General features: G+C 64.1%; 26 protein-coding genes. 12 read left to right on the forward strand and 14 right to left on the reverse strand.

The features are described from left to right. Positions 1 to 40 precede the first annotated feature (40 nt). Together P73_RS00755 and ahcY are read right to left on the reverse strand one after the other, a co-directional pair. The gene (locus P73_RS00755; protein WP_245629216.1) at positions 41 to 718 is read right to left on the reverse strand and encodes an extensin-like domain-containing protein; all 678 of its coding nucleotides are present in this window, start codon (positions 716 to 718) and stop codon (positions 41 to 43) included. Positions 719 to 796: 78 nt separating this feature from the next. Next, the gene (ahcY, locus tag P73_RS00760; RefSeq protein WP_043868036.1) at positions 797 to 2194 is read right to left on the reverse strand and encodes an adenosylhomocysteinase; all 1398 of its coding nucleotides are present in this window, start codon (positions 2192 to 2194) and stop codon (positions 797 to 799) included. Positions 2195 to 2357: 163 nt separating this feature from the next. On the opposite strand from ahcY, the gene P73_RS00765 reads away from it, so the two are divergent. Beyond that, complete coding sequence (locus P73_RS00765; RefSeq protein ID WP_043868037.1) at positions 2358 to 2948, forward strand: HD domain-containing protein; 591 nt, start codon at positions 2358 to 2360, stop codon at positions 2946 to 2948. A 3-nt stretch (positions 2949 to 2951) separates the two neighbouring features. Here P73_RS00765 and P73_RS25875 read toward each other — a convergent pair whose 3' ends face one another. The 8 genes from P73_RS25875 to P73_RS00800 all read right to left on the reverse strand — a co-directional run bounded on the left by P73_RS25875 (position 2952) and on the right by P73_RS00800 (position 11463). Next, a complete protein-coding gene (locus P73_RS25875; RefSeq protein ID WP_158401904.1) occupies positions 2952 to 3101 on the reverse strand; it encodes a hypothetical protein in 150 nt (49 codons plus the stop codon). Positions 3102 to 3277: 176 nt separating this feature from the next. After that, on the reverse strand, positions 3278 to 4354 hold the full coding sequence (locus P73_RS00770) for a Gfo/Idh/MocA family protein (RefSeq protein WP_043868038.1): 1077 nt from the start codon (positions 4352 to 4354) through the stop codon (positions 3278 to 3280). Positions 4355 to 4438: 84 nt separating this feature from the next. Further along, entirely contained in the window at positions 4439 to 6328 is a 1890-nt protein-coding gene (locus P73_RS00775; protein ID WP_043868039.1) for a bifunctional sugar phosphate isomerase/epimerase/4-hydroxyphenylpyruvate dioxygenase family protein, read from the reverse strand. A gap of 12 nt (positions 6329 to 6340) precedes the next feature. Then, on the reverse strand, positions 6341 to 7174 hold the full coding sequence (locus P73_RS00780; protein ID WP_043868040.1) for a shikimate dehydrogenase family protein: 834 nt from the start codon (positions 7172 to 7174) through the stop codon (positions 6341 to 6343). Further along, on the reverse strand, positions 7171 to 8673 hold the full coding sequence (locus P73_RS00785) for a tripartite tricarboxylate transporter permease (RefSeq protein ID WP_043868041.1): 1503 nt from the start codon (positions 8671 to 8673) through the stop codon (positions 7171 to 7173). The genes P73_RS00780 and P73_RS00785 overlap by 4 nt, the downstream gene beginning before the upstream one ends. After that, positions 8673 to 9245, reverse strand: coding sequence for a tripartite tricarboxylate transporter TctB family protein (locus P73_RS00790; protein WP_043868042.1), 573 nt, complete (start codon positions 9243 to 9245; stop codon positions 8673 to 8675). Before P73_RS00790 ends, P73_RS00785 begins: the two co-directional genes overlap by 1 nt. A 122-nt stretch (positions 9246 to 9367) precedes the next feature. Further along, positions 9368 to 10372 (reverse strand): Bug family tripartite tricarboxylate transporter substrate binding protein, encoded by a 1005-nt coding sequence (locus P73_RS00795; protein WP_043868043.1) that lies wholly within the window; start codon positions 10370 to 10372, stop codon positions 9368 to 9370. Between the two features lie 176 nt (positions 10373 to 10548). Beyond that, on the reverse strand, positions 10549 to 11463 hold the full coding sequence (locus P73_RS00800) for a LysR family transcriptional regulator (RefSeq protein WP_043868044.1): 915 nt from the start codon (positions 11461 to 11463) through the stop codon (positions 10549 to 10551). Positions 11464 to 11575: 112 nt separating this feature from the next. Between P73_RS00800 and P73_RS00805 the strand changes: the two genes are divergently transcribed. Then, on the forward strand, positions 11576 to 13270 hold the full coding sequence (locus P73_RS00805; protein WP_043868045.1) for an FAD-dependent oxidoreductase: 1695 nt from the start codon (positions 11576 to 11578) through the stop codon (positions 13268 to 13270). Positions 13271 to 13272: 2 nt separating this feature from the next. Then, positions 13273 to 14079 carry a sugar phosphate isomerase/epimerase family protein gene (locus P73_RS00810; RefSeq protein ID WP_043868046.1) on the forward strand — a complete coding sequence of 269 codons (807 nt, stop codon included), beginning with the start codon at positions 13273 to 13275 and terminating at the stop codon, positions 14077 to 14079. 155 nt (positions 14080 to 14234) lie between these two features. On the opposite strand, the gene P73_RS00815 is transcribed toward P73_RS00810, so the two are convergent. Then, positions 14235 to 15104 carry a LysR substrate-binding domain-containing protein gene (locus P73_RS00815; RefSeq protein WP_158401905.1) on the reverse strand — a complete coding sequence of 290 codons (870 nt, stop codon included), beginning with the start codon at positions 15102 to 15104 and terminating at the stop codon, positions 14235 to 14237. A gap of 198 nt (positions 15105 to 15302) precedes the next feature. Between P73_RS00815 and P73_RS00820 the strand changes: the two genes are divergently transcribed. The 9 genes from P73_RS00820 to P73_RS00860 all read left to right on the forward strand — a co-directional run bounded on the left by P73_RS00820 (position 15303) and on the right by P73_RS00860 (position 23859). Beyond that, on the forward strand, positions 15303 to 16343 hold the full coding sequence (locus P73_RS00820) for a CDP-6-deoxy-delta-3,4-glucoseen reductase (protein ID WP_043868047.1): 1041 nt from the start codon (positions 15303 to 15305) through the stop codon (positions 16341 to 16343). Positions 16344 to 16387: 44 nt separating this feature from the next. Then, positions 16388 to 16864, forward strand: coding sequence for a VOC family protein (locus P73_RS00825; protein WP_043868048.1), 477 nt, complete (start codon positions 16388 to 16390; stop codon positions 16862 to 16864). 127 nt (positions 16865 to 16991) lie between these two features. Next, the gene (locus tag P73_RS00830; RefSeq protein WP_043868049.1) at positions 16992 to 17723 is read left to right on the forward strand and encodes a dienelactone hydrolase family protein; all 732 of its coding nucleotides are present in this window, start codon (positions 16992 to 16994) and stop codon (positions 17721 to 17723) included. 496 nt (positions 17724 to 18219) lie between these two features. After that, complete coding sequence (locus P73_RS00835; RefSeq protein ID WP_043868050.1) at positions 18220 to 18687, forward strand: SRPBCC family protein; 468 nt, start codon at positions 18220 to 18222, stop codon at positions 18685 to 18687. Next, a complete protein-coding gene (locus P73_RS00840; protein WP_043868051.1) occupies positions 18684 to 19547 on the forward strand; it encodes an FAD binding domain-containing protein in 864 nt (287 codons plus the stop codon). Before P73_RS00835 ends, P73_RS00840 begins: the two co-directional genes overlap by 4 nt. A gap of 9 nt (positions 19548 to 19556) precedes the next feature. Beyond that, positions 19557 to 21848 carry a xanthine dehydrogenase family protein molybdopterin-binding subunit gene (locus P73_RS00845; RefSeq protein ID WP_043868052.1) on the forward strand — a complete coding sequence of 764 codons (2292 nt, stop codon included), beginning with the start codon at positions 19557 to 19559 and terminating at the stop codon, positions 21846 to 21848. Further along, positions 21835 to 22326: a (2Fe-2S)-binding protein gene (locus P73_RS00850; RefSeq protein WP_043868053.1), complete on the forward strand. Its 492-nt coding sequence runs from the start codon at positions 21835 to 21837 to the stop codon at positions 22324 to 22326. The genes P73_RS00845 and P73_RS00850 overlap by 14 nt, the downstream gene beginning before the upstream one ends. A 139-nt stretch (positions 22327 to 22465) precedes the next feature. After that, positions 22466 to 22900 (forward strand): nuclear transport factor 2 family protein, encoded by a 435-nt coding sequence (locus P73_RS00855; protein WP_043868054.1) that lies wholly within the window; start codon positions 22466 to 22468, stop codon positions 22898 to 22900. Continuing rightward, complete coding sequence (locus P73_RS00860) at positions 22897 to 23859, forward strand: fumarylacetoacetate hydrolase family protein (RefSeq protein ID WP_052452968.1); 963 nt, start codon at positions 22897 to 22899, stop codon at positions 23857 to 23859. The genes P73_RS00855 and P73_RS00860 overlap by 4 nt, the downstream gene beginning before the upstream one ends. A gap of 45 nt (positions 23860 to 23904) precedes the next feature. Here the strand turns inward: P73_RS00860 and P73_RS00865 are convergent, their stop codons facing one another. The 3 genes from P73_RS00865 to P73_RS00875 all read right to left on the reverse strand — a co-directional run bounded on the left by P73_RS00865 (position 23905) and on the right by P73_RS00875 (position 26555). Continuing rightward, a complete protein-coding gene (locus P73_RS00865) occupies positions 23905 to 24573 on the reverse strand; it encodes a dienelactone hydrolase family protein (protein WP_043868055.1) in 669 nt (222 codons plus the stop codon). A 150-nt stretch (positions 24574 to 24723) separates the two neighbouring features. Then, on the reverse strand, positions 24724 to 26037 hold the full coding sequence (locus P73_RS00870) for a TRAP transporter large permease (protein ID WP_043868056.1): 1314 nt from the start codon (positions 26035 to 26037) through the stop codon (positions 24724 to 24726). A 2-nt stretch (positions 26038 to 26039) separates the two neighbouring features. After that, positions 26040 to 26555 (reverse strand): TRAP transporter small permease, encoded by a 516-nt coding sequence (locus tag P73_RS00875; protein WP_043868057.1) that lies wholly within the window; start codon positions 26553 to 26555, stop codon positions 26040 to 26042. Between the last annotated feature and the right edge of the window lie 38 nt (positions 26556 to 26593).

A 26593-nucleotide genomic window follows, 5' to 3' on the forward strand; every position in this document is an offset into this window, starting at 1 on the left:
AAGGAAAAAGTTCAAAGCGCTTTCACCCTTCGCGGCGATCTCAGCGGCAGGCCCCGCGCCCGCGCGACTGGAGGTGGAAATGATCAGCGTGCAGGTTGTTATAGTCGGGGGAGAGGGTCGTAGCGAAATAGGTGCAGGCGCTGTCCCGGACGGCACGAAGGAACCGTTGCGCATCGCCGCCATCGCTCCAGTCGGAGAGCAGGCGGATCCGGCGCCCGTCCGCAAGGTCGAAGCCCGAGATGTCGATCGCTTCAGCCGTCGCATGGGTGGACAGGCGCGTACTTCTCCCCGATGGCGTGCGGACCGGACGACAGTTGTAGCTGCCGAGCTGGCGGATCACCGAAACCGGCTGACCGAAGATCTCCTGCGCGGCGGGTTGCACCCCGTGGCGGTTCCACATCGCCAGCCGCAGGGCGACGGGGCAGGAAGTCTCGACCGGATCGAGGCCGCTCGGCCCCACCGCGGAAAGCCGTACCCGTGCCGCTATGCCACAGGCGCCGGGCCCCTGATAGGGCTCCATCCGCTCCAGTTCCGCGCCGCCCTCGAGCGCGGCGAGGCAGGTGGCGAACTCTTCTTCGGCGCGGCCGAGCTTCCAGACCGTCAGCGGAGTGAGCGGATGGGCGATCTTCAGGGGAACCACCGGATTCCATTCCGGCGGCAGCGGTGTGCGCGGGTGAACCATGATCTGCCAGCCGAGATAGGCGATCCCGCCCGCCATCAGCAGGAAAAGGGCCGCCCACAGCGATGCGGGCGGCCTGTCATGTCGTCGCGGAATGCCCATGCGGACACAAGCGCGTCAGTAGCGGTAATGTTCCGGCTTGAACGGTCCTTCGACCGTGACACCGATGTAATCCGCCTGCTGCTTCGACAATTCGGTGAGCTTCACGCCGATCCGGTCGAGATGCAGGCGCGCCACCTTCTCGTCGAGATGCTTGGGCAGGATATAGACGTCGTTTTCATAGCTGTCGCCGTTCCCCCAGAGCTCGATCTGCGCGAGCACCTGGTTGGTGAAGGAGGCGGACATGACAAAGGAGGGATGCCCGGTGGCATTACCGAGGTTCAGCAGCCGCCCCTCGGAGAGCAGGATGATGCGGTTGCCCGAAGGCATCTCGATCATGTCGACCTGCTCCTTGATGTTGGTCCATTTGTGGTTGCGCAGGGCCGCGACCTGGATCTCATTGTCGAAATGGCCGATGTTACCCACGATGGCCATGTCCTTCATCTCGCGCATGTGCTCGATGCGGATCACATCCTTGTTGCCGGTCGTCGTCACGAAGATGTCGGCAGAGGCTGCCACATCCTCGAGGCGCACGACCTCGAACCCATCCATCGCGGCCTGGAGCGCACAGATCGGGTCGATCTCCGTCACCTTCACCCGCGCACCGGCTCCCCGCAGCGAGGCGGCCGAGCCCTTGCCCACGTCGCCATAGCCGCAGACCACCGCGACCTTGCCCGCCATCATCGTATCCGTGGCGCGGCGGATGCCGTCCACGAGCGATTCCTTGCAGCCATACTTGTTGTCGAATTTCGACTTGGTGACGCTGTCGTTGACGTTGATCGCCGGGAAGGGCAACAGGCCCTTCTTCTTGAGCTCGTAGAGGCGGTGCACACCGGTGGTGGTCTCTTCCGACACGCCCCGGATCGCGTCACGCTGTTTCGTGAACCAGCCGGGGCTTTCCTTGAGCCGCTTGCGGATCTGGTTGAAGAGCGCGACTTCCTCGTCGGAGGTGGGCACCGCAATGAGATCCTCCTCGCCCGCCTCGACCCGCGCGCCGAGCAGGATGTAAAGCGTCGCGTCGCCGCCGTCGTCGAGGATCATGTTGGCCACGCCTTCCCCGTCGAAATGGAAGATCCGATCAGCATAGTCCCAGTATTCCTCGAGCGTCTCGCCCTTGATCGCGAAGACCGGCGTGCCGCCGGCGGCAATGGCAGCGGCGGCATGGTCCTGGGTCGAGAAGATGTTGCAGGAGGCCCAGCGCACCTCCGCACCCAGCGCAACGAGCGTTTCGATGAGGACCGCGGTCTGGATGGTCATGTGCAGGGAGCCGGCGATGCGCGCGCCCTTGAGCGGCTTTGTCGCGCCATATTCTTCGCGCAACGCCATGAGGCCCGGCATTTCGGTCTCGGCGATATCGAGTTCCTTGCGACCGTAATCGGCGAGGGAAATGTCTTTGACGATGTAGTCTTTGCCCATCCGCGTGGCTCCTGCTTGACATGGTCGTTTTTGCGCTGGTTACCAGCTTGCCCGCGTTCTTACAACGCAGAGGCGTTGATTTGGCAGCATGAACAGGAGAATCGTGGCAACCGGGAGGCGCGGGCGTTACCTAGGGCGAAAACCCAATGAGGCGACAGACAGAATGGCACAAAAGCGCGCGTGGCAGAGAATGCTGTCGGGACGCAGGCTGGACCTGCTCGACCCGACGCCGATGGACATAGAGATCGAGGATATCGCGCACGGACTGGCTTTCGTGGCCCGCTGGAACGGCCAGACCAAGGGCGACTACGCCTATTCCGTGGCGGAGCATTCGATCCTCGTCGAGGAAATCTTTCGCCGGCTCTACCCTGCCGAGCCGGTGAAATGGCAGCTCGCCGCGCTGCTTCACGATGCGCCCGAATACGTGATCGGGGACATGATCTCCCCTGTGAAGGCCGCGGTCGGGGCGGAATATGGCGAACTCGACGAACGGCTTGCGGCGGCGATCCATCTGCGGTTCGGCCTTCCCGCGAAGACTCCCGCAGCGATCAAGAAGAAGATCAAGAAGGCCGACAAGGTCTCTGCCTGGCTCGAAGCCACGCAGATCGCAGGCTTCTCGGAGCCCGAGAGCGACAGGTTCTTCGGCCGGATGGATCCCGCACTCGTCACCGGATTTCGGATCCGCCTGCGCCCGCCGGTGGAAACCCGCGCCGCCTTCACCGCCCGTCATGCGGCGCTGATGGCCGGCCTATGAGCGTCAGAGGCTCACGCGCCGGTTCATGTGATAGCTCAACTCATATGCGAGCGCGCTCGCCGCGCCGACGTGCCCCGCGCGGGCAGGACGCCTTCGCGAGGCTTTCGCCAGAACATTGCGCACGGGCCGGTCTTTCCAGAAATGCCGTGCCATGGTCTCCTCCTTCCGCCGCCTCCCATGGTCAGCGCCGAGGCGATCGGAACTGAAACCTCCCCATTCGGGCAAGGTTCCCGCCGGCGACGGAAAAAGCGGCGAACAGACCGGCAGGCACAGCCTTGGTGGCCCGGCTCGGCACTGAATTCCTCAATGTCCCGCAGAGGTGCGCCGTCTCACTCGACCATCGTCTGCCGCTCGGCGTCCTGCCCCGTCAGGTCGGGAGCGACGGGGCGTCTCTGCGCGACGGAGGTGCGGATCGCCTCGATCACGGCAATATTCGCGGCTCCATCCGCAAGCGTGATGCGCGGGCGTTCCTCGCCCGCGATGACCGCGGCGAAATGACGGATCTGTTTGACATAGCTGTCCATGGGGACGATTTCGAGCGGGCGGTTCACCTGGGGCACAGTCCAGTCTGCCGGCCCGTCATGGGTCCAGAAGGACAGATCCGGCAGGCTCATCCCCGCCCGCGTGCCTGCGAACATATGCGAGACGGCGGGCATGGCCGGGAAGCGCGCGAGGTTCTCCCCCGCCGTGGTATCCCAGCACCAGGGTCCGACGCCCGCATCGGTGAGCGCGACCGTCACCATGCCCCCGCCCGACAGCCGCAGCAGGATCACCGCCGTGTCTTCCACTTCAAAACCGCGCCGGTCGTTCGACGCCATGGCAAAGACCTCGCCGATCTCCCCGAAGAGATGGCGCACGAGGTCGATCTCGTGGATCAGATTGATGAGAACCGGGCCGCCCGAACCCTTCTCGCGCCGCCATGCCACGTCGAAATAGCTGTCGGCCTTGTGCAGCGTGGCGCTGATCGTGCCGGAGACGAGCGCACCGAAACGCCCGTCTTCAATCGCACATTTTGCGGCACGGATGATGGGATTGTGACGGCGGTGATGCCCGACGAGCCCCGGCACGCCGGTGTGCTCTGACAGGCTCACGAGAGCCCGGCAGGCGGCGGCATTCTCCCCAAGCGGCTTTTCCACGAGCACGGGAATGCCCGCCTCGATCAACATGGTCGCCTGCGGCACATGGAGTGCATTGGGCGTGGCGATCACGGCGCCGTCGATCCTGGTGTCGAAAAGCGCGTCCAGCTCCGTGAGGTGAAGCGCCTCAAGCTCACCGGCAAGTGCGGCGCCCGCCTCGAACGGATCGACGATTGCGGCGAGTTCGGTTCCCGGACAGTCGCGGATCGCAACCGCGTGCGTCCGTCCGATGGCACCGCCGCCGATCACTGCAATGCGGGTCTGTTTCATGTGATTTTCCCTCGCCGAGGCCGTGCCGCATGGTCGGCTCAATGTCAAAAGATGAAACCCTCGCCGTCCGCGGGCCGGATCATATCAGCGCGCGGGCATCCCCTTCGGGCGGAGCCGGCGTTTCTGTGCCGCGATGCGGAAGGGCGCGTTGGGCGCACCGTATCCCGCGTAACTGCCGCGTTGCAGGATCTCGAAAAACAGCCCGCCCGCGAAGCTGCCGGAATAGAGCTGGAAGAATTCGCCCTTCTCGTCGCGGTCGTAGAGCACGTTTGCGGCCTTCATCCGCTCGAGCAGTCCGGGCGGAAAATCGAAGCGCGCGGTCAGATCGTCGTAATAGTTGGCCGAGATCGGCAAGGGCGCAAAGCCGCGCTCGGCAAGGCGCGCAGCGGTCCCGAAAATGTCCGTGGTGGCGAGTGCGAGATGCTGAACCGAGGCGCCGAAGGTCTCGGCAAGGAAGCGGCCTGCCAGCGTGCGATGGGTGTCCGCACCGTTGAGGGTGATGCGGAACGCCCCTCCGGGACTTTCGATCACCTGCGAACGCACCAGCCCGTCAGGATCGATCACATCGACCATCGGGCTTTTGGTCACCTCGAAGATCGAGGTGTAGAACAGCGTCCAGCTCAACATGTCCTCGTAGCTCATGGTCTGGGCGATATGGTCGATATGCGTCAGCCCCGCGCCGGCCGTGTCGGCGCCGGGGATCGGATCGAATTCGACCTCCCAGACCCGGTCGAGTCCCGTCGCGCTGTCGACGAAATGCAGGACCGAACCGCCTAGACCGCGGATCGCGGGAATGTCGAGCTCCCCGATCTCGAGCGGCTGGGAAAACGCCTCCGCGCCAGTCGCGGTGGCTCGGGTGAGGGTGTCCTGCGCGGAACTGACCGACAGGCCGAGATCGCAGACGGTCGTGCCGCGCGCGTTGAAGGCGTGGGCGGCATGGCCTTCCTTCTCCTCGTTGACGACGATGCGGATCTCGCCCTGCTGCCAGAGCGTCAGATCCTTGTTGCGGTGCGTCGCCGCGCGGGCGAAACCGAGCGTGCCGAGCAGATCGCCGAGCGCCGCCGCCTCCTTCCCGCGCGAGGCGAATTCGACAAAGGACACGCCGGTCGGTTTCACGCGGGCCGGAAGCTCGGGCAGGCCGCCAAGCGCGAGATCCGGCTCGGCACGGCGCACGTCGTCCATCAGCGCGATGAGCGAGCGATAGCCGTCCTGTGCCACCTGCCGCGTGTTCGCGCCGCGGAAATGATCGTTGAAGATCTCGAGCGAGACGGGACCGGCATAGCCCGCCGCCATGACCGCCCGCAGGAAGCCCACGACGTCGAGATCGCCCTCGCCCGGCATGTTGCGGAAATGGCGCGACCAGTAGAGCAGGTCCATCTCGATCGCGGGCGCATCGGCCATCTGAACGAAAAGAATCTTGTCGCCGGGAATCGCGCGGATGCTTTCGGGGCTGAGCTTGCGCCCAAGCGTGTGAAAGCTGTCGAGGATGAGGCCGATCGCGGGATGATCGGCGCGGCGCACGATCTCCCAGGCGTCGCGATGGTCGTTTACATGCCTGCCCCAGGCGAGCGCCTCGTAGCCGATGCGCAGCCCCCGCTTCGCCGCACGTTCTCCCAGCTCGCGAAAATCCGCAGCGGCGCGGTCGATCCCGCCCAGCGCCTGCGGATGGCAGGAGGAACAGACGAGCAGGAGATCCGTGCCGAGCTCCTGCATCAGGTCGAACTTGCGCTCCGCCCGGTCGAAGGCCTTCGCGCGGAGCGGTTCGGGCAGGCCCTCGAAATCGCGGAACGGCTGGAACAGGGAGATCTCAAGTCCGTGGTCGCGGATCATGTTGCCGACATCGCGCGGGCTTCCGTCATAAGTGATGAAATCCTGTTCGAAAATCTCGATCCCGTCGAACCCCGCGGCCGCGATGGCCTCGAGTTTTTCGCGGAGATCGCCGGAAACGGATACGGTCGCGATCGAGGTTTTCATGGCGTGAACTCCTTAGGCGAGAAGGTCGGCGCGCAGACGGTCTTCGTCGAGCGGCAGGCCGGTGAAGAGGGTCCAGGCGTGAACGCCCTGATAAAAGAACAGTTCCCAGCCGGAGATGACGTCGAGACCGCATGCCTGGGCATCGGTCAGGAAGGTGGTGTCGGCAGGCGTATAGACCGCGTCGAAGGCCCAGGTGCCACTGGTCATGGCGGAGGCCGGCAGGGGAGTGCCTTCCTTGCCGACCATGCCGACGGGGGTGCAGTTGATGAGACCGGCGGCGCCCTCCGCTCCCTCGGCGGCACTGTCGAAGATGGCCACGGCGGTCTCGGGAGAGGCGGCGCGCAGATCGGCGGCCAGCGCCTCCGCCTTGGCACGGTCCATGTCCACGAGCCGGATCTCCGGTGCGCCGAGGGCAATGAGGCCGAAGGCGACCGCACGACCCACGCCGCCCGTTCCGATCATCAGGGTGATCCCGGTCGACACCTCACCGCGTTCCCGCCTGTAGGCGGCGACGAAACCGGAATAATCCGTGTTGTATCCCTTTGCTGTTTCGCCCTCGAAGATCACTGTGTTGCAGGCGCCGATGGCCTTCACCAGCGGATCGTCGATCGTGAGGCGCCCGACCACCTTTTCCTTGTAGGGATAGGTGATGTTGGTGCCGCGATAGCCTTTCGCGGCCAGCCCGTCGAAGATCTCCTCCCAACTCTGCCCGAGCGCCTGCGGCACGAGCCGGTCGTAGCGCACGCGCAAGCCGTTCTGTTCGCCGGCGAGCTCATGCAGGCGCGGCGAGCGGGACGCGGCGATATTGTCGCCGATCAGGCCGAGGAGGATATCGGGAGCACTCATTTTGCGGTGGTCTCCTTCTTGCGGAACCGGGTCCAGAGCGGGGTTTGCGACACGAAGATCAGGATCACCGCCACGAGCAGCGTGAGCGAGAGCGGGCTCGTCACGATGCCGTGGAAGAAACGGCCGAGATCCTCGCGTTCCGAGATGATCGCACGCCGCCAATTGTCGTCCAGAAGCCGTGACAGGATCACGCCGAGGATGACGGGTCCAAGCGGATAGCCGTAATGGCGCATGAAATATCCCACGATCCCGAACCCGAGCATCCAGTAGACATCGGTGATGGAGGTGTTCACCGCATAGGCGCCGACGATCGACAGCAGGAGGATGAGCGGGATCAGCACCGGGCGCGGCATTTCGACGATCCGGGTGAAGAGCTTGATGCCTGTCAGGCCGAACAGGAGCATGAAGAAATTCGCCGTCACCAGCGCACCGACGACGAACCAGAACATGTCCGGCTGCTCGACCATGAGCATCGGGCCGGGATTCAGCCCGTGGATGAACAGCGCGCCGATCATGATCGCGGTCACCGCATCGCCCGGAATGCCCAGCGTCATCATCGGGATGAACGCCCCGCCGACGGCGGCGTTGTTGGCGGTCTCGGGCGCGACGAGACCCTCGATCGCCCCCTCGCCGAACGGGCGGGAGGGCTTCTTCGTCACCCGTTTGGCATGGTCATAGGCCATCAGCGCCGCGATGTCCCCGCCCGTGCCTGGAAGCGCGCCGATGAGCACACCGAGCGTCGAGGTCTGGAGCGACAGCGGCAGGTGCTTGCGGATCGTGCCGAAGGAGGGAACGATGCGCGAGATCTTCTGCCGGATGGCGGGAGTATCGACATGGTGAAGCTGCATCAGCGCCTCGGACACGCCGAACATGCCGATCATCACGGCGATGAAGTTGATCCCGCCGCGCATCAGGGGAATGTCGAAGGTGAAGCGCTCGGTAAAGGTGAGCGGATCCATCCCGACCGCACCGATGGCGATGCCGAAGGCGCCGGCGAAAATGCCCTTGACCAGCGAACCGGAGGAAAGCGAGCCGACGAGCAGGATACCGAGGATCGCGATCAGCATGTAGTCGCGCGGCTGGAAGGTAAGCGCGAAATCGGACACGACGGGCGCGAGGAGCGCGAGGACGACGATGCCGACGAGCCCGCCGAAAAAGGACATGACGGTGGTCGTGCCGATGGCCTCGCCCGCCTCGCCGCGCTGTGCCATGGGATAGCCGTCCATCGCCGTGGCGATGGCCGATGGCGCGCCGGGAATGTTCAGCAGGATCGCCGTGCGCGAGCCGCCATAGACCCCGCCCATGTAGATCCCGATCATGAGCGAGATCGCGGGAAGCACGTCCCAGGAAAAGGTGAAGGAGATCAGGATCGACACCGCCATGGTCACCGACAGGCCGGGGATCGCGCCCACATAGACGCCCGCGAAGGTGCCGAGCCCGACGAGCAAAAGCAGCTCGGGCTGGGTGAAGACCGTGAGGAAAGCCATAAAAGCGTCCATCATGCGCCTCCCGAGAACAGGTTGCGGAACAGCTGGAGCATCTCGGCCTCGGGCACGATGCCCGCGGGCATGAGCACCGTGAAGACGATGCGGAAGACTAGGTAGATCAGGATCAGGCTGCCGAGGGAGACCGCGAGGGTGAAACCCCAGCCGCGCTTTGACAACAGCTTGATCGAGGCGATCAGGAAGAGGGCCGACGTCGGCAGGAAACCGAGCGGCCGCAACAGGATGCCATAGGCCACGAGAAAGAGCGCGAAGATGATCACGAGCGGCGGCGTGATGTCCTGCATCACCGTTTCATCCTCGGTGCGGGCGCGTTTCGCGGTCTGCCAGAGCACGACGAGCGCGCTCACGAGCATGACGGCCGCGGTCGCCATCGGCACCGAGCCTGCGCCGGAAAGTGCCTCGAACCCGGAAATCCCGTAAGCGTTCCACAGCAGTGCACCGCTGAAGACCACGAGGAGGACGGTGAAGGTCAGCTCGCCGGGGCGGCGCTTGTCGGGCATGCCGCCGGGCGTGGCGTCGGACGAGCCGTCGCGTGCCGGGTCATGGTGGTGAACGTTGTCCTGCATCTCTCCTCCCGGAGCCTGGATCTCTTCAATTGAAAAAATTGAAAACGCCGCCCCTTACCGGAAAAGGGCGGCGCCTCTGGCGGGGCGCTGCCCCCGGTTCTGCGTGGCTTTCGCCGGACGGCTTACTCGCCGGGACGGGCGATGCCGAACTCTTCCGGCGAATTCTTGGCCATGCCGGCATCCTGAAGGAGCCAGGCGGTACCCTGCTGCCAGTTGGTCAGGAAGTCCTGCGCCTCGTCACCGGAGATGTTCATCAGCGTGTACCCGCGCGAGGACATCAGCTCCTTGAAACTATCCTGTTCGGCCGCCTCGGTATAGGCATCGCGGAGCTTGGTCACGATCTCCTCGGGCGTGCCGTTCTTTACGAAGATGCCGAAGAACGGACCCCAGGGAAGATAGGTGTTGTAGCCGTCGTTGAAGTCGGTCACCGGCGGCACATCCGGGAGGAACTCGTTCGCTTCGGGCGCCACCACGGCGAGCGGCTTCATGTTGCCGGCCTTGATCGCCTCGATCGAGGCGCCCAGCACGGCGGGCATGACGTCGATCGCACCGCCCTGAAGCGCGGTCAGCGCCGGGCCGTCGCCATCGTAGGGCACGGAGATCACGTCGAGATCGCCTTCGACAGCCTCGACCATCGCGGTCACGACTGAGGGCAGGCCGCCCGGTCCGGTGGAACCGATCCGCAGCTCACCGGGGTTTTCCTCGATATACTGCATCATGCCCTCGTAGTCGTCGAAGGGCGCATCGTTGTTGGCAACGAGGATCGGCGTGCCGCGTGCGAGAATGTTGATCGGCGTGAAATCGGAATAATCCCGATCACCGAGGCCCATCACCTTGTAGAGCAGCGGGTTTTCTGCACCCATCAGGAGCTTGTAGCCATCGGCATCCTCTTCCGCGACGTTGTTGAGCGCGATGGCGCCCACGCCGCCGGTCATGTTCTGAAGCACGATTGTGCCGCCGAGCACGTCTTCGGCATGGGGCGTCACGGCACGCATCACGGTATCGGTCGACCCGCCGGCGCCCCATTGGATGATGCCCTGGATTTCCTTGGTCGGATAGTCCTGGGCGGAAGCGGATGCGGCGACGAGGGTAAGCGCCGAAACGGCGCCGATGAGAAAGCGTTTCATGGAGGTCCTCCCATTCATGACATGCGGGACGCTCCCCTGCGTCCGGCTCCAGACAAGGATTATCCCCTGAGGGAGTAACGTCAAATACAGATTTTTAGAATTTATTAACTTTAAGTTATTTTTCGTGCTGCCAGAGTGATGTGAACCGGACGAAGGGCAGGAATTCAGCCCCTATACTAGTGACTTAGTGGTTCCTGCGCCGCGAGGGTCAATTCCTTGCGAAACTGCGCGATCGCGTGTTCGGCAAAGCTTGAGAGCACCCTGCCCTGTTTCCTGACCACGTAGGAGCGGATGCAGCTCGGTTCCTTGAGCGGGCGGCGGATGATTCCTGGCATGTAGACCTCGGCAACGGAAAAGCGGTCGATCAGCGCCACGCCGAGGCCGTGGCGCACGAGGCTCACCACGGTCTGCGCAAAGCGGCCGCGCATGCTGTGGCGCACGTCGATGCCGTGATCAACGAAGGGCTTGATGAGTATCGCGCCATAGGGATCGTCCGGGTCCACGCCTACCAGCGGCTCGTCCACCAGATCGAAGACGGAGATTTCCGGCCGCTCTGCAAGGTGATGTCCCTCGGGTAGCACACAGACGAGGGAGGTCGCGGCAATCTCCTCGTTCTCGATGCCGGGGTTGTCGACCTTGGAACTCATGATGACGAATTCGCCGCGTTCGAGAAGCAGGTAGTCGACCGTCTCCTCGATCTTGAGGATGTTGAGGTCGATATAAAGATCCGGAAATCTCGTGCGGATGTTGCGGATCGCGCGGGCGGCTATGAACTGCGCGACGGAGGGCGCAGAGGCGAAGGAAAGCTCGACATCCTCGCCCTTCCGGAGACTGTCGAGCGCAAGCTGGAGGTTTTCGACGCCCTTGTAAACGGCGCGGATCTGATCGAATACCGCCTGTGCCTCGACCGAAGGGACGAAAAGCCCCGCCCGGCGCTCGAACAGGCGCAGGTTCAGGGTCTCTTCGGTATGCTTGATCAGCCGGCTGATGCCGGGAGCGGAGACGCCCAGGTATTCCGCCGCACCGTTGATGGTCCCGCGCATCATGACGGCGCGAATGACCTCGATCTGACGCAGGGTGATGTCGCGCATGGGACGGGCCGCTCTCTCCAGAAGTAACCTAAAGTTAATAGGGGTGATGAAATGACATTTGACGTTAATCCGTCAAGGCGGGAAATTGCTGCCCAGTTTTGAGGAGGACAGCATGTCATCTGGAAAGGCCGGATCCCGCGAAAGTTTCGACCTCGTCGTCATCGGATCGGGTGCGGGCGGTCTGAGTGCGGCGGTCACGGCGGCGGTGAAGGGACTGCGCGTCCTGGTGCTCGAAAAGGAGCCGGTCATGGGCGGCACCAGCGCCTGGTCCGGCGGCTGGATCTTTGCCCCACGCAACCCCGTCGCGGTCCGCGCAGGCATTATCGAGGAGATCGACGCGCCGCGCACCTATCTGAAGGCGGTCACGGGCCCCTATTTCAAGGCAGAAAAGGTCAACGCCTTTCTCGAAGCCGCACCGGAGATGGTGGCCTTTTACGAAACCGAAACCGCGGTACAGTTCGAGGGTGGCCTGGCCATCCCCGATACATACGGGCATCAGCCGGGGGCAGGCACCGGCGGTCGCTCTGTGATCGCCGCGCGCTTCGATGCGCGTGAACTCGGGGAAACGGTTGCGATCCTGCGCAAGCCGATGCCGGAGACGACGTTCAAGGGAATGACGATTCAGGCCGGCCCCGATCTCAGGGCTTTCATGACCATGACCCGGTCACCCCGATCCCTCGCTCATGTGACGCGCCGTGTTCTGCGCCATTTTCGCGATCTCGCGCTGCATGGGCGCGGGATGGAATTGCGCAACGGGGCGGCGCTGATCGGACGGCTGCTGAAATCGGCGAAAGATGCGGGTGTCGAGCTGCGCGTGTCGCAATCGGTCACCGGGCTGATGTCCGAGGGCGGGCGCGTCACCGGGCTGCGCCTGTCGGACAGGCAGGAGATCCACGCGAAACGTGGGGTGGTCCTCGCCTGCGGCGGCTTCGGCCACGATCCGGTCCGGCGGGCGCAGCTTTTCCTGCGCGATGCGGAAAACCTGACGCTGGCCGTTCCCTCCGCGACGGGTGACGGGCTGCGACTGGGCGAGGCGGCGGGCGGCGTGATGGACACGGAGCTTGCGAGCGCGACCGCCTATTGCCCGGTGTCGCGCGTGCCCTGGCGCGACGGCACGACGGGCACCTTTCCGCATATCATCGACCGCGGGAAACCGGGACTCATCGGTGTTCTGGCGGACGGGCGGCGGTTCTGCAACGAGGGGCTTGGCTACCACGATTACGTGACCGCATTGCTCGACGCGGTGCCGGAGGACACGCCCGCACGCTCCTGGCTCGTCTGCGATCATCGCTTCCTGCGGCGTTACGGCCTGGGCATCGTGCGTCCGACGCCCGTGCCCTTTGGCGGATGGATCAGATCGGGATACCTGAAGACCGGGAAAACCGCGACGGAGCTCGCCCTGGCCTGCGGGATCGAACCCGAGGGACTCGAAGCGACGCTCGCAGAATGGAACCGCCACGCACACCTTGGCAAAGATCCGGCCTTCGGACGGGGCAGCACGCCCTACATGCGGTTGCAGGGCGATCCCGAACAGACACCCAATCCCAACGTCGCCCCGATCGAAACGGCTCCGTTTTACGCCGTCGAGGTCGTTCCGGGCAGTTTCGGCACCTTTGCGGGGCTCAGGACCGATGGCTTTGCGCGGGTGCTGGACGCCGCAGGCGCGGTGGTGCCCGGGCTTTACGCGGCGGGCACGGATAACGCCAATGTCTTCGGCGGGTTCTATCCGGCGGGGGGCATCAACCTCGGCCCCGCGATGACTTTCGGCTTCATCGCCGGGCGTCACGCCGCCACAGGGGAGCATTGATCATGCCGCGCACACTGTCTGTCGCCCATCTCACCGCCATCGACCTGCCGCCGCCCGCCTTCATCGAAGCCGCCGCCCGCGCGGGCTTCGATGGGGTGGGGCTGCGCCTCCTGCGCGTGACCGAGACGACACCCGGCTATCCGCTCCGCGACGATCCCGCCATGCTGCGCGCGACAAAGGCGGCCATGGCCGCGACGGGCATCGGCGTGGGCGATATCGAGTTTTTGAAGGTGACGCCCGAGACGCGGGTCGCGGACTGCGACTGGCTGTTGGACATGGGGGCCGAACTGGGCGCGCATCACCTGATCACCGCGCCTTACGATCCCGACCTGTCGCGGCTGTCGGACACGCTCGCGGCCCTGGCGGATGCGGGATGCTCGCGCGGGGTCGCCATCATCCACGAATTCTTTCCCTGGACCGATGTACCCGATCTCGCCACCGCGCTCAGGGTGGTCGAGGCGGCGGGGCCGGAGGTGCATCTGCTCGTCGACAGCCTGCATTTCGACCGGTCCGGATCCTCGCTCGACACGCTTGCTGCAATCCCGCCGGAGCGCCTGCCCTTTGCCCATCTCTGCGATGCGGCGGTGCAGGAGAGTTATTCGACCGAGACGCTGTTGTTCAACGCACGCGAGGAGCGCCTGCCGCCGGGCGAAGGGGAGATCGACCTTGCCGCTTTCGTGAACGCCCTGCCGCGCGACCTGCCGCTCTCGCTCGAAGTGCCGATGACGCGGATGCAGCGCGCGGAAGGGGCGGCGGCGGTGCTCGCGCATGTCTGCAAGACGACGCGGGCCTGGCTGGCCAGGCTCTGAGCCCCGGCATTCCGCCCCAGCGCGTTACAGACACGAGCGGAAGGCACCGCCCGGATACGGGCGGTTTCACCCCATGAAAAGGGCTTTTTCCACCTTGCCAAGATATTCCGTTTGCTCATGATTGGCCGAGGCGGCGCGACGCCCGTCGGACGCCCTCATCCGGCTTCCGCGACGGCCTGTATGTCGGCGGCCATGATCTCGTGAAGCCAGGTGCGGAAGGCGACGAGCGGCGGGTAGGACTGCATCTCCTCCGGATAGACGAGATAGCTGATGCTGCGGGACTTGATCGACAGGTCGGTCACATGGACCAGCCGTTTCGACAGGATGTCATTGCCCAGCAACTCCTTGGGCGCCAGCGCAACGCCAAGGCCACGCGCAGCCGCTTCGAGGAGCATGGTGTAGTTTTCAAAGGTCAGAAGCGGGCTCGACCGCAGGACCTCGAGCTTCAGGTCATCGAAGAAGTTCGACCGGTTGGCCCGCTCACTCGTGTGCAGAAGCAGATGAATTCCGGAGAGGGCCCCCTTGTCCCCCTTTTGGATGGCCTCGGCTACCTGTTCGGAGGCCACGGCGCGAAGCTCCAGATGGATCAGCTCTTCCCACACTGCGTCAGAGCCCGGTGCCGGTGCGAAATCAATCACCGCATGCAACTCTCCGGGGCTCGCATGAGGTCGCGAGGGCAGGCGGGTGGAGAATTCCACGGTAACATTCGGATAAGTCTTGAAAAACGACTGCATCCGGGGAATGAGCCAAAGACTTCCGAAGGTTGGCGGAATTCCCAGCCGCAGAACCCCGCCCCTGTCACCAAGCGTGATGGCCTCGGTCGTGGCGGCGGTGAGATGGGTCAGGATCTGGCGGATCTGCTCGGCGTAATAGGCGCCGGAGGCGGTGGCCACGATCTGCCGCCGCCGGTTCTTTTCGAGCAGCGGAACGCCGAGCAATTCCTCGAGCCCGGCGACCTGTCGGCTCACCGCGCTTTGCGTCAGCGCAAGCTCCTCTGCGGCGGCGGTGAAGCTTCCGTTGCGCATGACGGCTTCGAATGCCGCGAGCGCGGAAATCGCAGGCGTCAGCCGCCTTGAGCGCCGGTTTTCATTCTGATTAGTCATACAAAAGATGAGTTAACGTCATTTGTCACCTCCCCCTCGCGCTCAGTATAGCTTGCTCAGGGATAGAAGCAATTGCGCCACACAAGGCCGTGGCGCTCAGCGGATCTGGGAGGAATACGCATGAGTTTCCGTGTCGAGCTTGAACCGAGCGGCGCCACATTCGAGGTGGAGGAAGGCCAGAGCATTCTGAACGCCGCGCTCGAATCCGGTCATCAACTGGCTTATTCGTGCCGCCGTGGCACCTGTGCGACCTGTAAATGCAAGATCACCAGCGGCAAGGTGGATTACGGCGAATATATCGCGGCCATGCTGCCGGAATCGCAAAAGGCGGAGGGCTATGCGCTTCTCTGCCAGGCCAAGCCGCTGAGCGATCTCACCATCGAGGCGACGGAACTGACCTTGCAGGCGCAGGCGCCGAAGGTGATCCCCTGCCGGGTCCACGGGATCGAGCGGCTCACCGATGACATCGCCATCGTCAACCTGCGACTGCCGCAGAACGAGGAATTCCGCCACGTCGCCGGGCAATATGTCGACGTGCTGCTGAAGGACGGCCGGCGCCGGTCCTATTCGATCGCCAACAAACCCAGCGTGCACGGGGTGATCGACCTCGAGTTGCACCTGCGCCACTCGCCGGGCGGAGCCTTTACCGACCATGTGTTTTCAAACATGAAAGCCCGTGAGATCCTGCGCTTCGAAGGCCCGCTGGGCACGATGTTCCTGCGCGAAGACAACGACAAGCCAATTGTCTTCCTTGCCAGCGGCACCGGTTTCGCTCCGCTCAAGTCGATCATCGAATACGCGCTGTCCGAAGGCATCGAACGTCCGATGACGCTCTACTGGGGCGGACGTCACCCGCAGGACATCTACATGCGGGAGCTCGCCGAAAGCTGGGCGAAAGACCATCCGCAGTTCGAATTCGTGCCCGTGGTGTCCGATCCGGAGCCGGAGCACGACTGGACCGGGCGCACGGGGTTCGTGCACCAGGCCGTGCTCGAGGACATCCCCGACATGTCCGGCTATCAGGTCTATGCCTGCGGCAATCCCCACATGGTCGACGCTGCCCGTGCCGATTTCACCGGCCTGAGAGGCATGGACGAGGCCGAATTCTTTGCCGATCCCTTCACCACCGAGGCGGATCTGGCCAAGGCCGTTGCCAGCTGAACCCGGCACCGGCACACGATAACAACAAAGAGAGGAGAAACGCCATGATCGAGATCGCCGATCCGATTTTCAAACCCGACAACCAAAACGCCGTGGTCAAGCCGCTGCTGATGACGCACGGCACGATGGAAAGCCGCAATCTCACGGAAACGCGCAAATTTCTCGAGGAATTCCTTGGCATGGAATGTGTGCGCCACAATCCCGACGGGATGCATGTGCGCTGCGGCATGAAGTTCAGCATCGTCTGCCTTCAGACCGACACGCCGATGAACAAGCTGACTATGCTCAACCACTGGGGTCTCGACGTCGCCACCAAGGAGGAGGTTGACGACGCCTATAAGGCGGCCATCGAAATGAAGGACAAATACAAGATCCGCAGCATCACGGAACCGGTCATGCGGCACGGGATTTATTCCTTCTACCTCGAGGACCTGGACGGAAACTTCTGGGAGATCGAATATTACGACGGTGGCTCGGTGCACGAGGATGCCTTCGACTTCGGCGACCGCTACGAAGAATAAGGCCGAGCCGAGCAGTTGCGCCGGCGCGCCCCGATGGCGCGCCGGCGTCCGTGTCGCTATAGTGGGCTCTCCTGCATCGCGCCCCGCCAGAACCGGTGCGCTTGTCGGAGGGACAGGGAGGAAGACCATGATCGAAATAACCGTGCCGTATGAGATCGGCGGTCGCAGCTTTGCGGGCCGGATCGTCTGCGACGAGGACGCAGCGGAGGCCGGACGTCCGGTCCTGTTCATGCAGCCGGACTGGTACGGCGTCTGGCCCGAGACGATCGCCCAGGCGCGGGAGCTTGCCGCCGGACGCTATGTCGTGCTGCTGGCGGACATGTTCGGCACCGATTATCAGCCGGAGACCAAGGGATTCAACGAGCTTCTGGCAGGCATGCTGGCGGTGCACAAGGATCTCGGCTTCACGCTGGACTGCGGCAATACCGCCTATGAGCGGATGCTGACCGAGGCGCGCAAGCGCGGACTGGTGCAGGACGATGCAAGGAAATTCGCGGTGGGCTACTGCGCCGGGGGCGGGTTCCTGATGGAACAGGCACGCGCCGGAGCGGAGTTCGACGCGCTCACGGTGCTGCACATCACCAATCCGTCGCCTGTCGTCCCGGACACGCCCTGCAAGGTGAGCGGTCGGGTTCTGGCCATCCACGGCGCCAAGGATCCGGTGACCACCAAACCCATGCTGACGAAGATGGAAGACGAGCTGACCGGCGCGGGGGTGGAATGGCAGACGGTGCTTTTCAGCAATGCCGTGCATTCCTTCTGTGTCCCTTCGGCGAATTTCGAGGGAGCGCAATATGACGAGGCGCTCTGCCGCCGGTCCTATCGCATGATGCACGATTTCTTCGCGGAGACCGCCTGAGCGACGGGATCGACGGGAGATCCGTGACAGTGCCGCCTTCCAGAACGAATTCGTGCAGTCGACCCCGTCCCGCAACGCCGGGACGGGATTGCATTTTTGTCGGGTGAAGTTCCCAAAACTCATGACCGTCTCACCTGAATCGTCCTTGCGGCAGAAGGTCAGGCGCCGGACGGGCCGTATCCCGCCCCAGATCCCGCGAAAACCACCGAAAGCCTGAGAAATGCGGGGCAGGGAGACTTTCCTGGTTTCGCCGCCACGGATCGGCGCATCGGCGATCATTCCGATTTATCATCCCGTGAGTGAAGATTCATCATTTTGCCCAAGATGAATTTCAGGGTTAGCTTAACTCATGCTGCGTCTTCCCCCGTCGGGAGCGGGGGACCTGTGGGAGGAGCAGGAGCAAGACGACAGTCCAAAAATAAAGGGAGGAAAGAATGCCGTTTTCTGACGAAATGCGGTCCGCCGCCTGTGCCTTTGCACATGGGGGTACCAGCACATGAAACTGACGGGCCAAATCCGGGCGAATGCCCCGCGCGAGCGTGTATTCGCGGCGATGCGCGATGCCGAATTCTTCGCAAGCTGCGTCCAGGGCGTAAGCGATCTCAAGGAGATCGACGATCGCAATTATACCGCCGTTCTGAAGACCAAGGTCGCCTATATCCGGTTCTCCTTTGATGTGGAGGTGACTGTGACCCGCATCGAGGAGCCGGTCTTGATCGAGGCGCAGGTGACCGGCACGCCCGCCGGCATCGTGGGCAGGCTGACCTCCACAGCGACCACCGAACTGATCGCGGACGGGGACGAAACCATCATCGACTATGTGATCGACTCGCATCTGACCGGGCGGCTCGGCAGCATCGGACAGCCGGTCCTGAAATCGAAGGCGCGCGAGATGGAGCGCGAGTTCACCAAGCGGTTACGGGAGGCCTTTGCGCTCGAAAGCACCGGGGGAGGCGCGCAATGAACGCCTTCGAGCTTGAGATGCCGGACTCGCTGAAAGCGGCGGTTGCGCTTCTCGATCCCGAGGATCCGACGATTCGGGTGATGTCCGGTGGAACGGCGCTGATGCTGATGATGAAGACGGACGTCTTCCATCCGACCCGTCTCATCAGTTTGCGGCGGATCGAGGAGACCTGGTCCCAAATGGGTCCGATGCCGGACGGCAGCTTTCGCATCGGCGCGATGTGCACGCTTTCGCAGATGGAACACAATGACGCGCTTGCGGCCTTCGCGCCGGTGATCCGCCAGACCATGTACCTGCTCTCGAACGTGCGGGTGCGCAATGTCGCGACCGTCGGCGGCGCGCTTGCCCATGGCGATCCGCATATGGATCTGCCGCCGGTGCTCGTGGCGCTCGATGCGGAGGTCGTGACGGAAAGCCCCGAGGGCTCGCGGCGGATCCCGGTCGCGGAGCTCCATCTTGGCTATTACGAAACCGTGCTGCGCGGCGACGAGCTGATCCGCGAAGTGATCATTCCGCCGCAACAGGACCGGCGCGCGAGCTACCTGAAATGCACCACCCGCGCGGTAAAGGACTGGCCCGCGCTCGGCGTGGCGCTTTCGGCCGATCTGGACGGCGACAGCATGCGCGACGCGCGGCTCGTCATCGGATCGGTGGGCGAACGTCCCCTCCGCGTGTCCGAAGTCGAGGCTGTCGTCAACGGACAGCAGATGACGGAAAGGGTGATCCGCGACGCGGGCGAGGCGGCCGCCGCCTCGGTCGAGACTATCCCGGACGAACTCGGCTCTGCCGCCTATAAGACACAGCTCGTCCGCGTCCATGTCGAGCGCGCGCTGCGCGCGGTCGTGAACCAGAACGCCTGAGGTATTCCAATGAATGACCAGACTACCCAGAGTCGCGCTGTCGGAGCCTCGCATCCGCGGCGCGAGGCCAGGGAAAAGGTGACCGGACGTATCGAATACATCCACAACCTCCGCCTGCCGAACATGCTGCATGGCAAGATCTGTCGCAGCACCGTGGCCCATGCCCGGATCGTCAGCGTCGACACGAGCGAGGCCGAGGCCCATCCCGGTGTCGAACTCGTCCTGACCGGCGAAGACATTCGCAAGGTCATGCCGGAGCCCTATTTCGGCGTGATGTTCCATGACCAGCCGGTGCTGGCGCTCGACAAGGTGCGCTATGTCGGCGAGCCCGTCGCGCTGGTCCTGGCCGCCGATCCCAATGTCGCCGCCGAGGCGGTGGCCCTGATCGACGTGCGGTACGATGAGCTGGAGCCGGTGTTCGACGAGGTGGATGCGCTGAGTTCCACGAGCTATGTGCATGAGGAGTTGAAGCCCGGCGTCCCCGAAATCCAGTTCCTGAAGGGCGTGCGCGACACCAACGTCGGCTTTCCCTATCAGCTGCGCCATGGCGGCGACGTGGATGCGGCCTTCGAGGCGGCCGAGCATGTGTTCGAACACGAATTCCGCACGCATCCCTCGGCCCATGTGCCGCTGGAGCCGCCGGTCACGGTGGCGGAGCCGACCGGTCCGGGCCTGACGCTGCACACCGCGAACCAGAGTCCCTCGTTCGTTGCCTACGAGATCGCACGCCTGCTGAACTGGCCGCAAAGCAAGGTGCGTGTGCGCGTGCCCTATCTCGGTGGCGGGTTCGGCGCAAAGCTCTGGATCCGGCTCGAAGCGCTGGTGGCGGCAGCGGCCCTGCTGGCGAAGCGGCCAGTCAAGGTCTCGCTCAGCATGGAAGAGCAGTTCTACACCATCACAAAACATGGCGCGACGCTGCGCATCAAGAGCGGCGTGGACAAGGACGGGCGTATCACCGCGCGCAAATGCGAGGTCTACTGGAACGGCGGTGCCTATGCCGATATCGGCCCGGCGGTGGCCTTCCACGCCGGCATGACCGCGGCGGGGCCATATGACATTCCCGATGTGGCGATCAACTCCCTGTCAGTCTACACCAACCGGCCCGTCGCAGGCGCCATGCGGGGCTTTGGCCATCCGCAGCTGATCTGGGCCTATGAGAACCACACCGACATGATGGCGCATGAGCTGTGCATTGACCCGCTCGACTTCCGCCGGCGCAATATCCTGCGCGAAGGCAGCGTCCATGCCACCGGCACGGCGCTCAACACGTCCGCGGTGGAAAAGGCGCTCGATCGGGTGACCGAGCGGCTGAACTGGGGCAAGCCCTTCGACAAGGGCAACGGCACGATCAGACGCGGTCGCGGCTTCGCAATCGGGATCAAGGCTTCGATCGCCCCCTCGACCTCCGAAGCCATGGTCCGGGTAAGCTCGGACGGCAGCGCCACGCTCTATTGCAGCAGCGTCGACATGGGCCAGGGCGCGGACACCGCACATGCCCAGATCGTCGCCGAGGTGCTGGACATACCCGTGCAGCGAGTGAACATCGTGCATCCCGACACTGACGTGACGCCCTACGATACCGGCACACTGGGATCCCGGACGCTCTACCACATGGGGCATGCGATACGCCTTGCCGCACTGGACGCAAGGGCGAAACTGGAGGAGATGGCGGCAGAAAGCGGCTCGAACGTGCCGATCTGGGAATTGTTCGCGCGCAAGAACGGGCTGCCGGTCGGAAATGTGATCGGGACCGGAAGCTTTACGCCGCCGGGCCATGTCCCGCCCGACCCGATGACCGGCCAGTCGAGCGACATCACGCCCTACTGGATGGTCGGGGCCACTGGCGCGGAGGTCGAGGTCGACACAGAAACCGGACGCGTGACCATTCTCCGGCTGGTGAACGTCGCGGATGCCGGCACGCCGATCAACCCACAGATCGTGGATCACCAGATCTCCGGCGCGTCAATCATGCAACTCGGGCAGACGATGCAGGAAAAAGTGCATTTCGACTACGGCCAGGTCACCAACGCCTCCTTCGCAGATTACAAGATCCCGAGCATGCTCGACATTCCGGCGATCGAGAACGCCCTGCTCGAGGGCGAGGAGGCCGGTGGTCCCTTCGGAGCCAAGGGTGCAGGGGAGACGGGGACGTTCTGCGTATCCTCGGCCGTGGCGAATGCAGTGTTCGACGCGGTGGGCGTGCGCGTTCACGAGATGCCGATCACCGGCGAAACCGTCTATCGCGCCCTGCGCAAGGCTGCCAACGACCCGCTCGAGGAGGATCAGGATGTCGCACTCTGACACCAGAACAATCAGCTTTACCCTGAACGGCAAACCGGTTTCGGCCGAGATCGAGATCCACTGGACCCTTGTCGATCTGCTTCAGCGCGGCTTCGACCTGTACGGCGCGCGGCAGAGTTGCGGCCAGGGGCTGTGCGGCTGCTGCACCGTGGTGATGAACGGAAAGCCGGTTTCCGGATGCCTGTCTCTGGCGGCACTGGCCGACGGCGGCACGATCGAAACCATCGAGAACGGCGAGGAGCAACTGGACCCCGTGCAGGAGGCCTTCATCGAGGCCGGCGCCTTCCAGTGCGGGTTCTGCACGCCCGGATTCATCCTGATGACTCGACAGCTCATCGCGGACAATCCCGAGCCGAGCGAGGATGACATCCGGCATTACCTGACGGGAAATCTCTGCCGCTGCGGCACCTATCCGCAGATCGTCGAGGCGGTCCGGATGGCGGCGGCCCGTCACCGCGCGGCGCGCATGCCGGCCTGACGTCGCGCCGCATCCCCCACACCGGGATGTCAGACACCCAAAGCGCCCCCCATATCGGGGGGCGCTCCTGAAGTCATGTCCGCGACCAAAGGGCTGGTCCCTGCGCAGGGCAGGCACATTGCAATGGAAAGGATGCAATATGGAGACCATCGAACGCCTTGCCATCGAGGCGGACTGCACACGGCTGATGACCACATTTTCGCTTTGCAGCGATACGTTCGAATACGATCGCGCGATGGCGCTGTTCGTGCCGGATTGTACCTTCACACGCGGGACTGAGACCTTCGAGGGGCATGAGGGCCTGCGTTCCGTGCTCGACCGGCGCGACCGGAACCGCATCACCCGCCATCTCGTCAGCAATATCCTGATCGACGTGGTGGACGAGACCACTGCCACGGGCCAGGCCTATGCGCTCGTCTTCGGCCATCGCGGAAAGCTTGCGGAAGGTGAGGAAGCGCCGCTCGGCACGCCGGATTCCCTCGTGCTGTTTCACGGCGGCTTTGTCCGCACGGATGCGGGCTGGCGCATCAAAAGCTGGAAAATCGGCCTGAGCTTCCGGAGGCCCGCAGAATGAAACTCGTCACCCTGGACTGCGTCCCCGGCGGTCAACCCGGCGCCGTTCTGGAAAGCGGCGAAATCCTTCATCTGGCGCGCGCCGCCGCGCCGGGCACGGCGGAGACCTGGCTGCCACCGCGCCTGCGCGACATTCTGGCGGCGGGGCAGGAGGGGCTCGACCTCGTGCGCCGCATCGTGGAGCGTGTCGAGGGGCTGGACGAGACAGAACGCCATGCGCTGCGGGCGCAGGGCGGCCTGCTGCCCGCCGACACCCGGCTTCTGGCGCCGCTGCCCGATCCGAACCTCATCGTCTCCGTCGGGCAGGCCTATCGGTCGCATGTGGCGGAGATGAAGGGCAACCTGCCGAAGGAGCCGCACGGCTTCCTGAAATCGCCCACCGTAATCACCGGGCCCGAAGCGGAGATCGCCCTGCCGCCGCAGGCTGCGGATCTCGTCGACTTCGAAGGCGAGCTCTGCGTGGTGATCGGCCGGACCTGTCACAACGTCACCGAGGCGGAGGCGATGCGCTATGTCGCCGGCTATACCGTGACCAACGACCTTTCCGCCCGCGACGCCGTCCCGATGATCGGCGCTGCCAAGACCACCCCGGACGCGCGGGTCGCGTGGGATCATGTGCACATGGACAAGCAATATCCCGGTTTCGCGCCGATGGGGCCCGTGATGGTGACCGCCGACGAGATCGCGGATCCCGGCGATCTGACCCTCACGACACGGGTGAACGGTGCCGTGATGCAGCAGGCCAATACCAGCGATTTCATCTTTCCGGTGGCGCGCGTGATCTCGTATTTCTCGCATTGGTACACGCTGCGGCCGGGCGATATCATCAGCACGGGCACGCCCGGCGGTGTCGGATACGGCCGGGATCCGAAGGTGCTGCTGCGTCCCGGTGACGTGGTGGAGGTCGAGGTGAGCCGCGTCGGCACCCTGCGCAACCGCTTCGTCGCGAAACCGCACTAGACACAGTCGGCTCCGCCTGCCAGCCGCGGACGGAGCCGGTCACGTTCAGCCTATTTCGGCAGCAAACAGCTCCATCGTGCGCGCCCAGGCGAGCTTTGCCGCCACCGGCTCGAAACTCGGGCGTCGGTCGCAGTTGAACCCGTGGTCGGCACCTTCATAGACGAACAGATCCACCTCCGGACGGCGGGCGCGCACGTCCTCGTAATTCTCCGGCGGGATGCCTTCGTCGAGCGCGCCGTAGTGAAGCTGCACCGGGCAACGGGGCACTTCATCCGCGAAATCCTGAATGAGCCGGCCATAGTAACCGGAGGCCGCCGCGATCCCGGAAAGGCGTGTCGCAGCGAGAAAGGCGATGGTCCCCCCGAGGCAGAAGCCGGTGATCCCGACCTTTCCGTATTGCGACAGCTCGGCTCGCGCGGTGTCCACGTCCAGCATGCAGGCGTCGAAGTCCAGCCGCGGCACGAAGGCGCGGGCACGGGTGATTTCCTCGGGCGAATAGCCGGATTCGAAGCCCGGCTCCATCCGGTCGAAGATCGCGGGCGCGATCGCGACATAGCCTTCGGCGGCAAGCCGGTTGCAGATGTTGCGGATGTGGATGTTGACGCCGAAAATCTCCTGGATGACGATAACGCCGCCACGCGGGGCGGTGTCCGGCATGGCGAGATAGGCGCCGAAAACGTGGCCGTCGCTCGCCGTGAGTTCGATCTGGGGCATGAGGGTCCTTTCCAAGGTTCGATGTGCATTCCGTATCGGTCGAAAAACGCGGTTCCGAGGGTACAAGGCCGTGGAACGACACGCTCACGACATTTCCGCGTCGTGGGGTGGTGGCGGGCGCCTCCTGATCCGCGCCCGCCCCGGTCCCGCTCAGCGCAGAACCGTCGCGATCCAACCCGCCGGCGAGGGCATGAGGATCAGCGCGACCAGCGTCAGGATCTGAAGCAGGATGAACGGCGTCACCGCCTTGTAGATATCGTGCATCGTCGTCCCGCTTGGCGCCACGCTCTTCATGCAGAACAGCAACAGGCCGAAGGGCGGGGTGATCTGCCCGATCTCGAGCGCGAGAAGCATGATCACCGCGAACCAGATCTTGTCGAAACCGATCAGGTCGACGATCGGGATGAAGAAGGGCAGGGTGATCAGGATGATGCTGAGCGGGTCCATGAAACATCCCATGACCAGCACCACCAGCATCATCGCGCAGACCATCGTCAAAGGCGTCGGATCGAACTGTCCGAGCACCGACAACAGCCCCTGCGTCGCCCCCGAAAACGCGAGAATCTGCGAGAAGGTCAGCGAGGAGCCGATGATGAAGAAGATCATCACCGAAATCTTGCCGGTCTCGCGCAGCGACCGCATGAAGTTTTCCCAGGTCAGGCTGCGATAGAGGGCGGCGGCGATCAGCGCGCCGACGGCTCCGAGCGCGGCCGATTCCGTCGGCGTCGCGATGCCGGCAAAAATGCTGCCGACCACGATCATGAACAGGGCGAAGAGCGGCATCACATAGATGAGGAAGGGTTTGATCCGGTCCCCGAAGGACATGACGGGGATCTCGTAATTCGGCGCGAGGCTCGGGTTCATCCGGCAGCGCGCCACGATATAGATCACGTTGCTCAGGGCGATGAACACACCGGGGATCGCGGCGGCGATCAGGATGCCGGAGATCGAGGCCCCGGAAAGCGAGCCCAGCAACACCGCGAGGTTCGAGGGCGGGATGAGCATGGCGATCCCGCCCGACCCGAGGATCGGCCCCATCGCCATGCTCTTGTGATAGCCGCGCTTGAGCATCTCCGGGATCAGCGTCGCGCCGAGCAGCGAGGTGTTCGCGAGGCTCGAGCCGGAGAGGGTGCCAAAGACCGTGCCGGCCATGACGGCGGCATGGGACAGGCGCCCCGGAACACGGGCGAACAATCGCTCGACCGCGTCGATGGCGCGAAATGCCACCTTCGTCTCGAACAGGATCTCGCCCATCAGGATGAACATCATGATCGGGGCGAGGTTGAACTGCGCCAGGCCGCTGGTGATGTTGCGCACCAGCTGGTCGAGCCCGTGCCCGCCGCCGAGGAAGACCAGCGCCCCCACGATATTGGCGGCGAGAAAGGCCATGGCGACATAGGTGCCGAAAAGCATCAGCCCGACGACCAGTCCGATCATCAGGAGAAGTGCGAGGTACCACTCCATGCTCAGATCTCCTCCCTGTGGTCGGCTTCGCTCGGAATGCCGGTGGTGAGCACGATCCAGAGCCCCCGGAGGCTCTCGAGCGTGAACAGCGTGAAGCCGAAGGGCACCAGCGTGAGCGGCATCCATTCCGGGATGTCGAAGGACAGGTAGAGCATCGCGCCGGAGCGATAGGAATCCGCCACCGTCGTGACGCCATACCAGGCAAGGACCGCGGAGACGGCGGCCGAAAGCGCAAGGACGAAGGCCTCCGCGACGACGCGCCCACGCCGTGGCAGCATGGCGACGACCACATCCATCCGCACATGCCGGCCCAGCCGGAGAACCCAGGCCGCGCCGCTCATGGTGATGAAGAGGATGCAGTATCGGACGGCATCGACGGTATATTCGAGACCGCCATAGCCGAGGTTGCGCATCAGCACATCGACGGAGACGCCGACGGCCATGCACAGGATGAGAATGCCGGGCAGATGTCCCAACCCGACGATGAGGCGGTCATAGGACCGGAGAACGGTATTCATGGTGAAAGCCCCTGAATTTATGGCTGAAGCGGTCCCCC

The organism is Celeribacter indicus (genome assembly GCF_000819565.1).
Lineage (GTDB): Bacteria > Pseudomonadota > Alphaproteobacteria > Rhodobacterales > Rhodobacteraceae > Celeribacter > Celeribacter indicus.

Coding starts and splice junctions, on each gene's coding strand:
- P73_RS00805 (WP_043868045.1), top strand. CDS start 11,576: ATGTCATCTGGAAAGGCCGGATCCCGCGAAAGTTTCGACCTCGTCGTC.
- P73_RS00850 (WP_043868053.1), top strand. CDS start 21,835: ATGTCGCACTCTGACACCAGAACAATCAGCTTTACCCTGAACGGCAAA.
- P73_RS00810 (WP_043868046.1), top strand. CDS start 13,273: ATGCCGCGCACACTGTCTGTCGCCCATCTCACCGCCATCGACCTGCCG.
- P73_RS00765 (WP_043868037.1), top strand. CDS start 2,358: ATGGCACAAAAGCGCGCGTGGCAGAGAATGCTGTCGGGACGCAGGCTG.
- P73_RS00855 (WP_043868054.1), top strand. CDS start 22,466: ATGGAGACCATCGAACGCCTTGCCATCGAGGCGGACTGCACACGGCTG.
- P73_RS00820 (WP_043868047.1), top strand. CDS start 15,303: ATGAGTTTCCGTGTCGAGCTTGAACCGAGCGGCGCCACATTCGAGGTG.
- P73_RS00775 (WP_043868039.1), bottom strand. CDS start 6,328: ATGAAAACCTCGATCGCGACCGTATCCGTTTCCGGCGATCTCCGCGAA.
- P73_RS00815 (WP_158401905.1), bottom strand. CDS start 15,104: ATGCGCAACGGAAGCTTCACCGCCGCCGCAGAGGAGCTTGCGCTGACG.
- P73_RS00800 (WP_043868044.1), bottom strand. CDS start 11,463: ATGCGCGACATCACCCTGCGTCAGATCGAGGTCATTCGCGCCGTCATG.
- P73_RS00780 (WP_043868040.1), bottom strand. CDS start 7,174: ATGAGTGCTCCCGATATCCTCCTCGGCCTGATCGGCGACAATATCGCC.
- P73_RS00870 (WP_043868056.1), bottom strand. CDS start 26,037: ATGGAGTGGTACCTCGCACTTCTCCTGATGATCGGACTGGTCGTCGGG.
- P73_RS00770 (WP_043868038.1), bottom strand. CDS start 4,354: ATGAAACAGACCCGCATTGCAGTGATCGGCGGCGGTGCCATCGGACGG.
- P73_RS00835 (WP_043868050.1), top strand. CDS start 18,220: ATGAAACTGACGGGCCAAATCCGGGCGAATGCCCCGCGCGAGCGTGTA.
- P73_RS25875 (WP_158401904.1), bottom strand. CDS start 3,101: ATGGCACGGCATTTCTGGAAAGACCGGCCCGTGCGCAATGTTCTGGCG.
- P73_RS00825 (WP_043868048.1), top strand. CDS start 16,388: ATGATCGAGATCGCCGATCCGATTTTCAAACCCGACAACCAAAACGCC.
- P73_RS00865 (WP_043868055.1), bottom strand. CDS start 24,573: ATGCCCCAGATCGAACTCACGGCGAGCGACGGCCACGTTTTCGGCGCC.
- P73_RS00790 (WP_043868042.1), bottom strand. CDS start 9,245: ATGCAGGACAACGTTCACCACCATGACCCGGCACGCGACGGCTCGTCC.
- P73_RS00860 (WP_052452968.1), top strand. CDS start 22,897: ATGAAACTCGTCACCCTGGACTGCGTCCCCGGCGGTCAACCCGGCGCC.
- P73_RS00830 (WP_043868049.1), top strand. CDS start 16,992: ATGATCGAAATAACCGTGCCGTATGAGATCGGCGGTCGCAGCTTTGCG.
- P73_RS00795 (WP_043868043.1), bottom strand. CDS start 10,372: ATGAAACGCTTTCTCATCGGCGCCGTTTCGGCGCTTACCCTCGTCGCC.
- P73_RS00840 (WP_043868051.1), top strand. CDS start 18,684: ATGAACGCCTTCGAGCTTGAGATGCCGGACTCGCTGAAAGCGGCGGTT.
- P73_RS00845 (WP_043868052.1), top strand. CDS start 19,557: ATGAATGACCAGACTACCCAGAGTCGCGCTGTCGGAGCCTCGCATCCG.
- P73_RS00785 (WP_043868041.1), bottom strand. CDS start 8,673: ATGGACGCTTTTATGGCTTTCCTCACGGTCTTCACCCAGCCCGAGCTG.
- P73_RS00875 (WP_043868057.1), bottom strand. CDS start 26,555: ATGAATACCGTTCTCCGGTCCTATGACCGCCTCATCGTCGGGTTGGGA.
- P73_RS00755 (WP_245629216.1), bottom strand. CDS start 718: ATGGCGGGCGGGATCGCCTATCTCGGCTGGCAGATCATGGTTCACCCG.
- ahcY (WP_043868036.1), bottom strand. CDS start 2,194: ATGGGCAAAGACTACATCGTCAAAGACATTTCCCTCGCCGATTACGGT.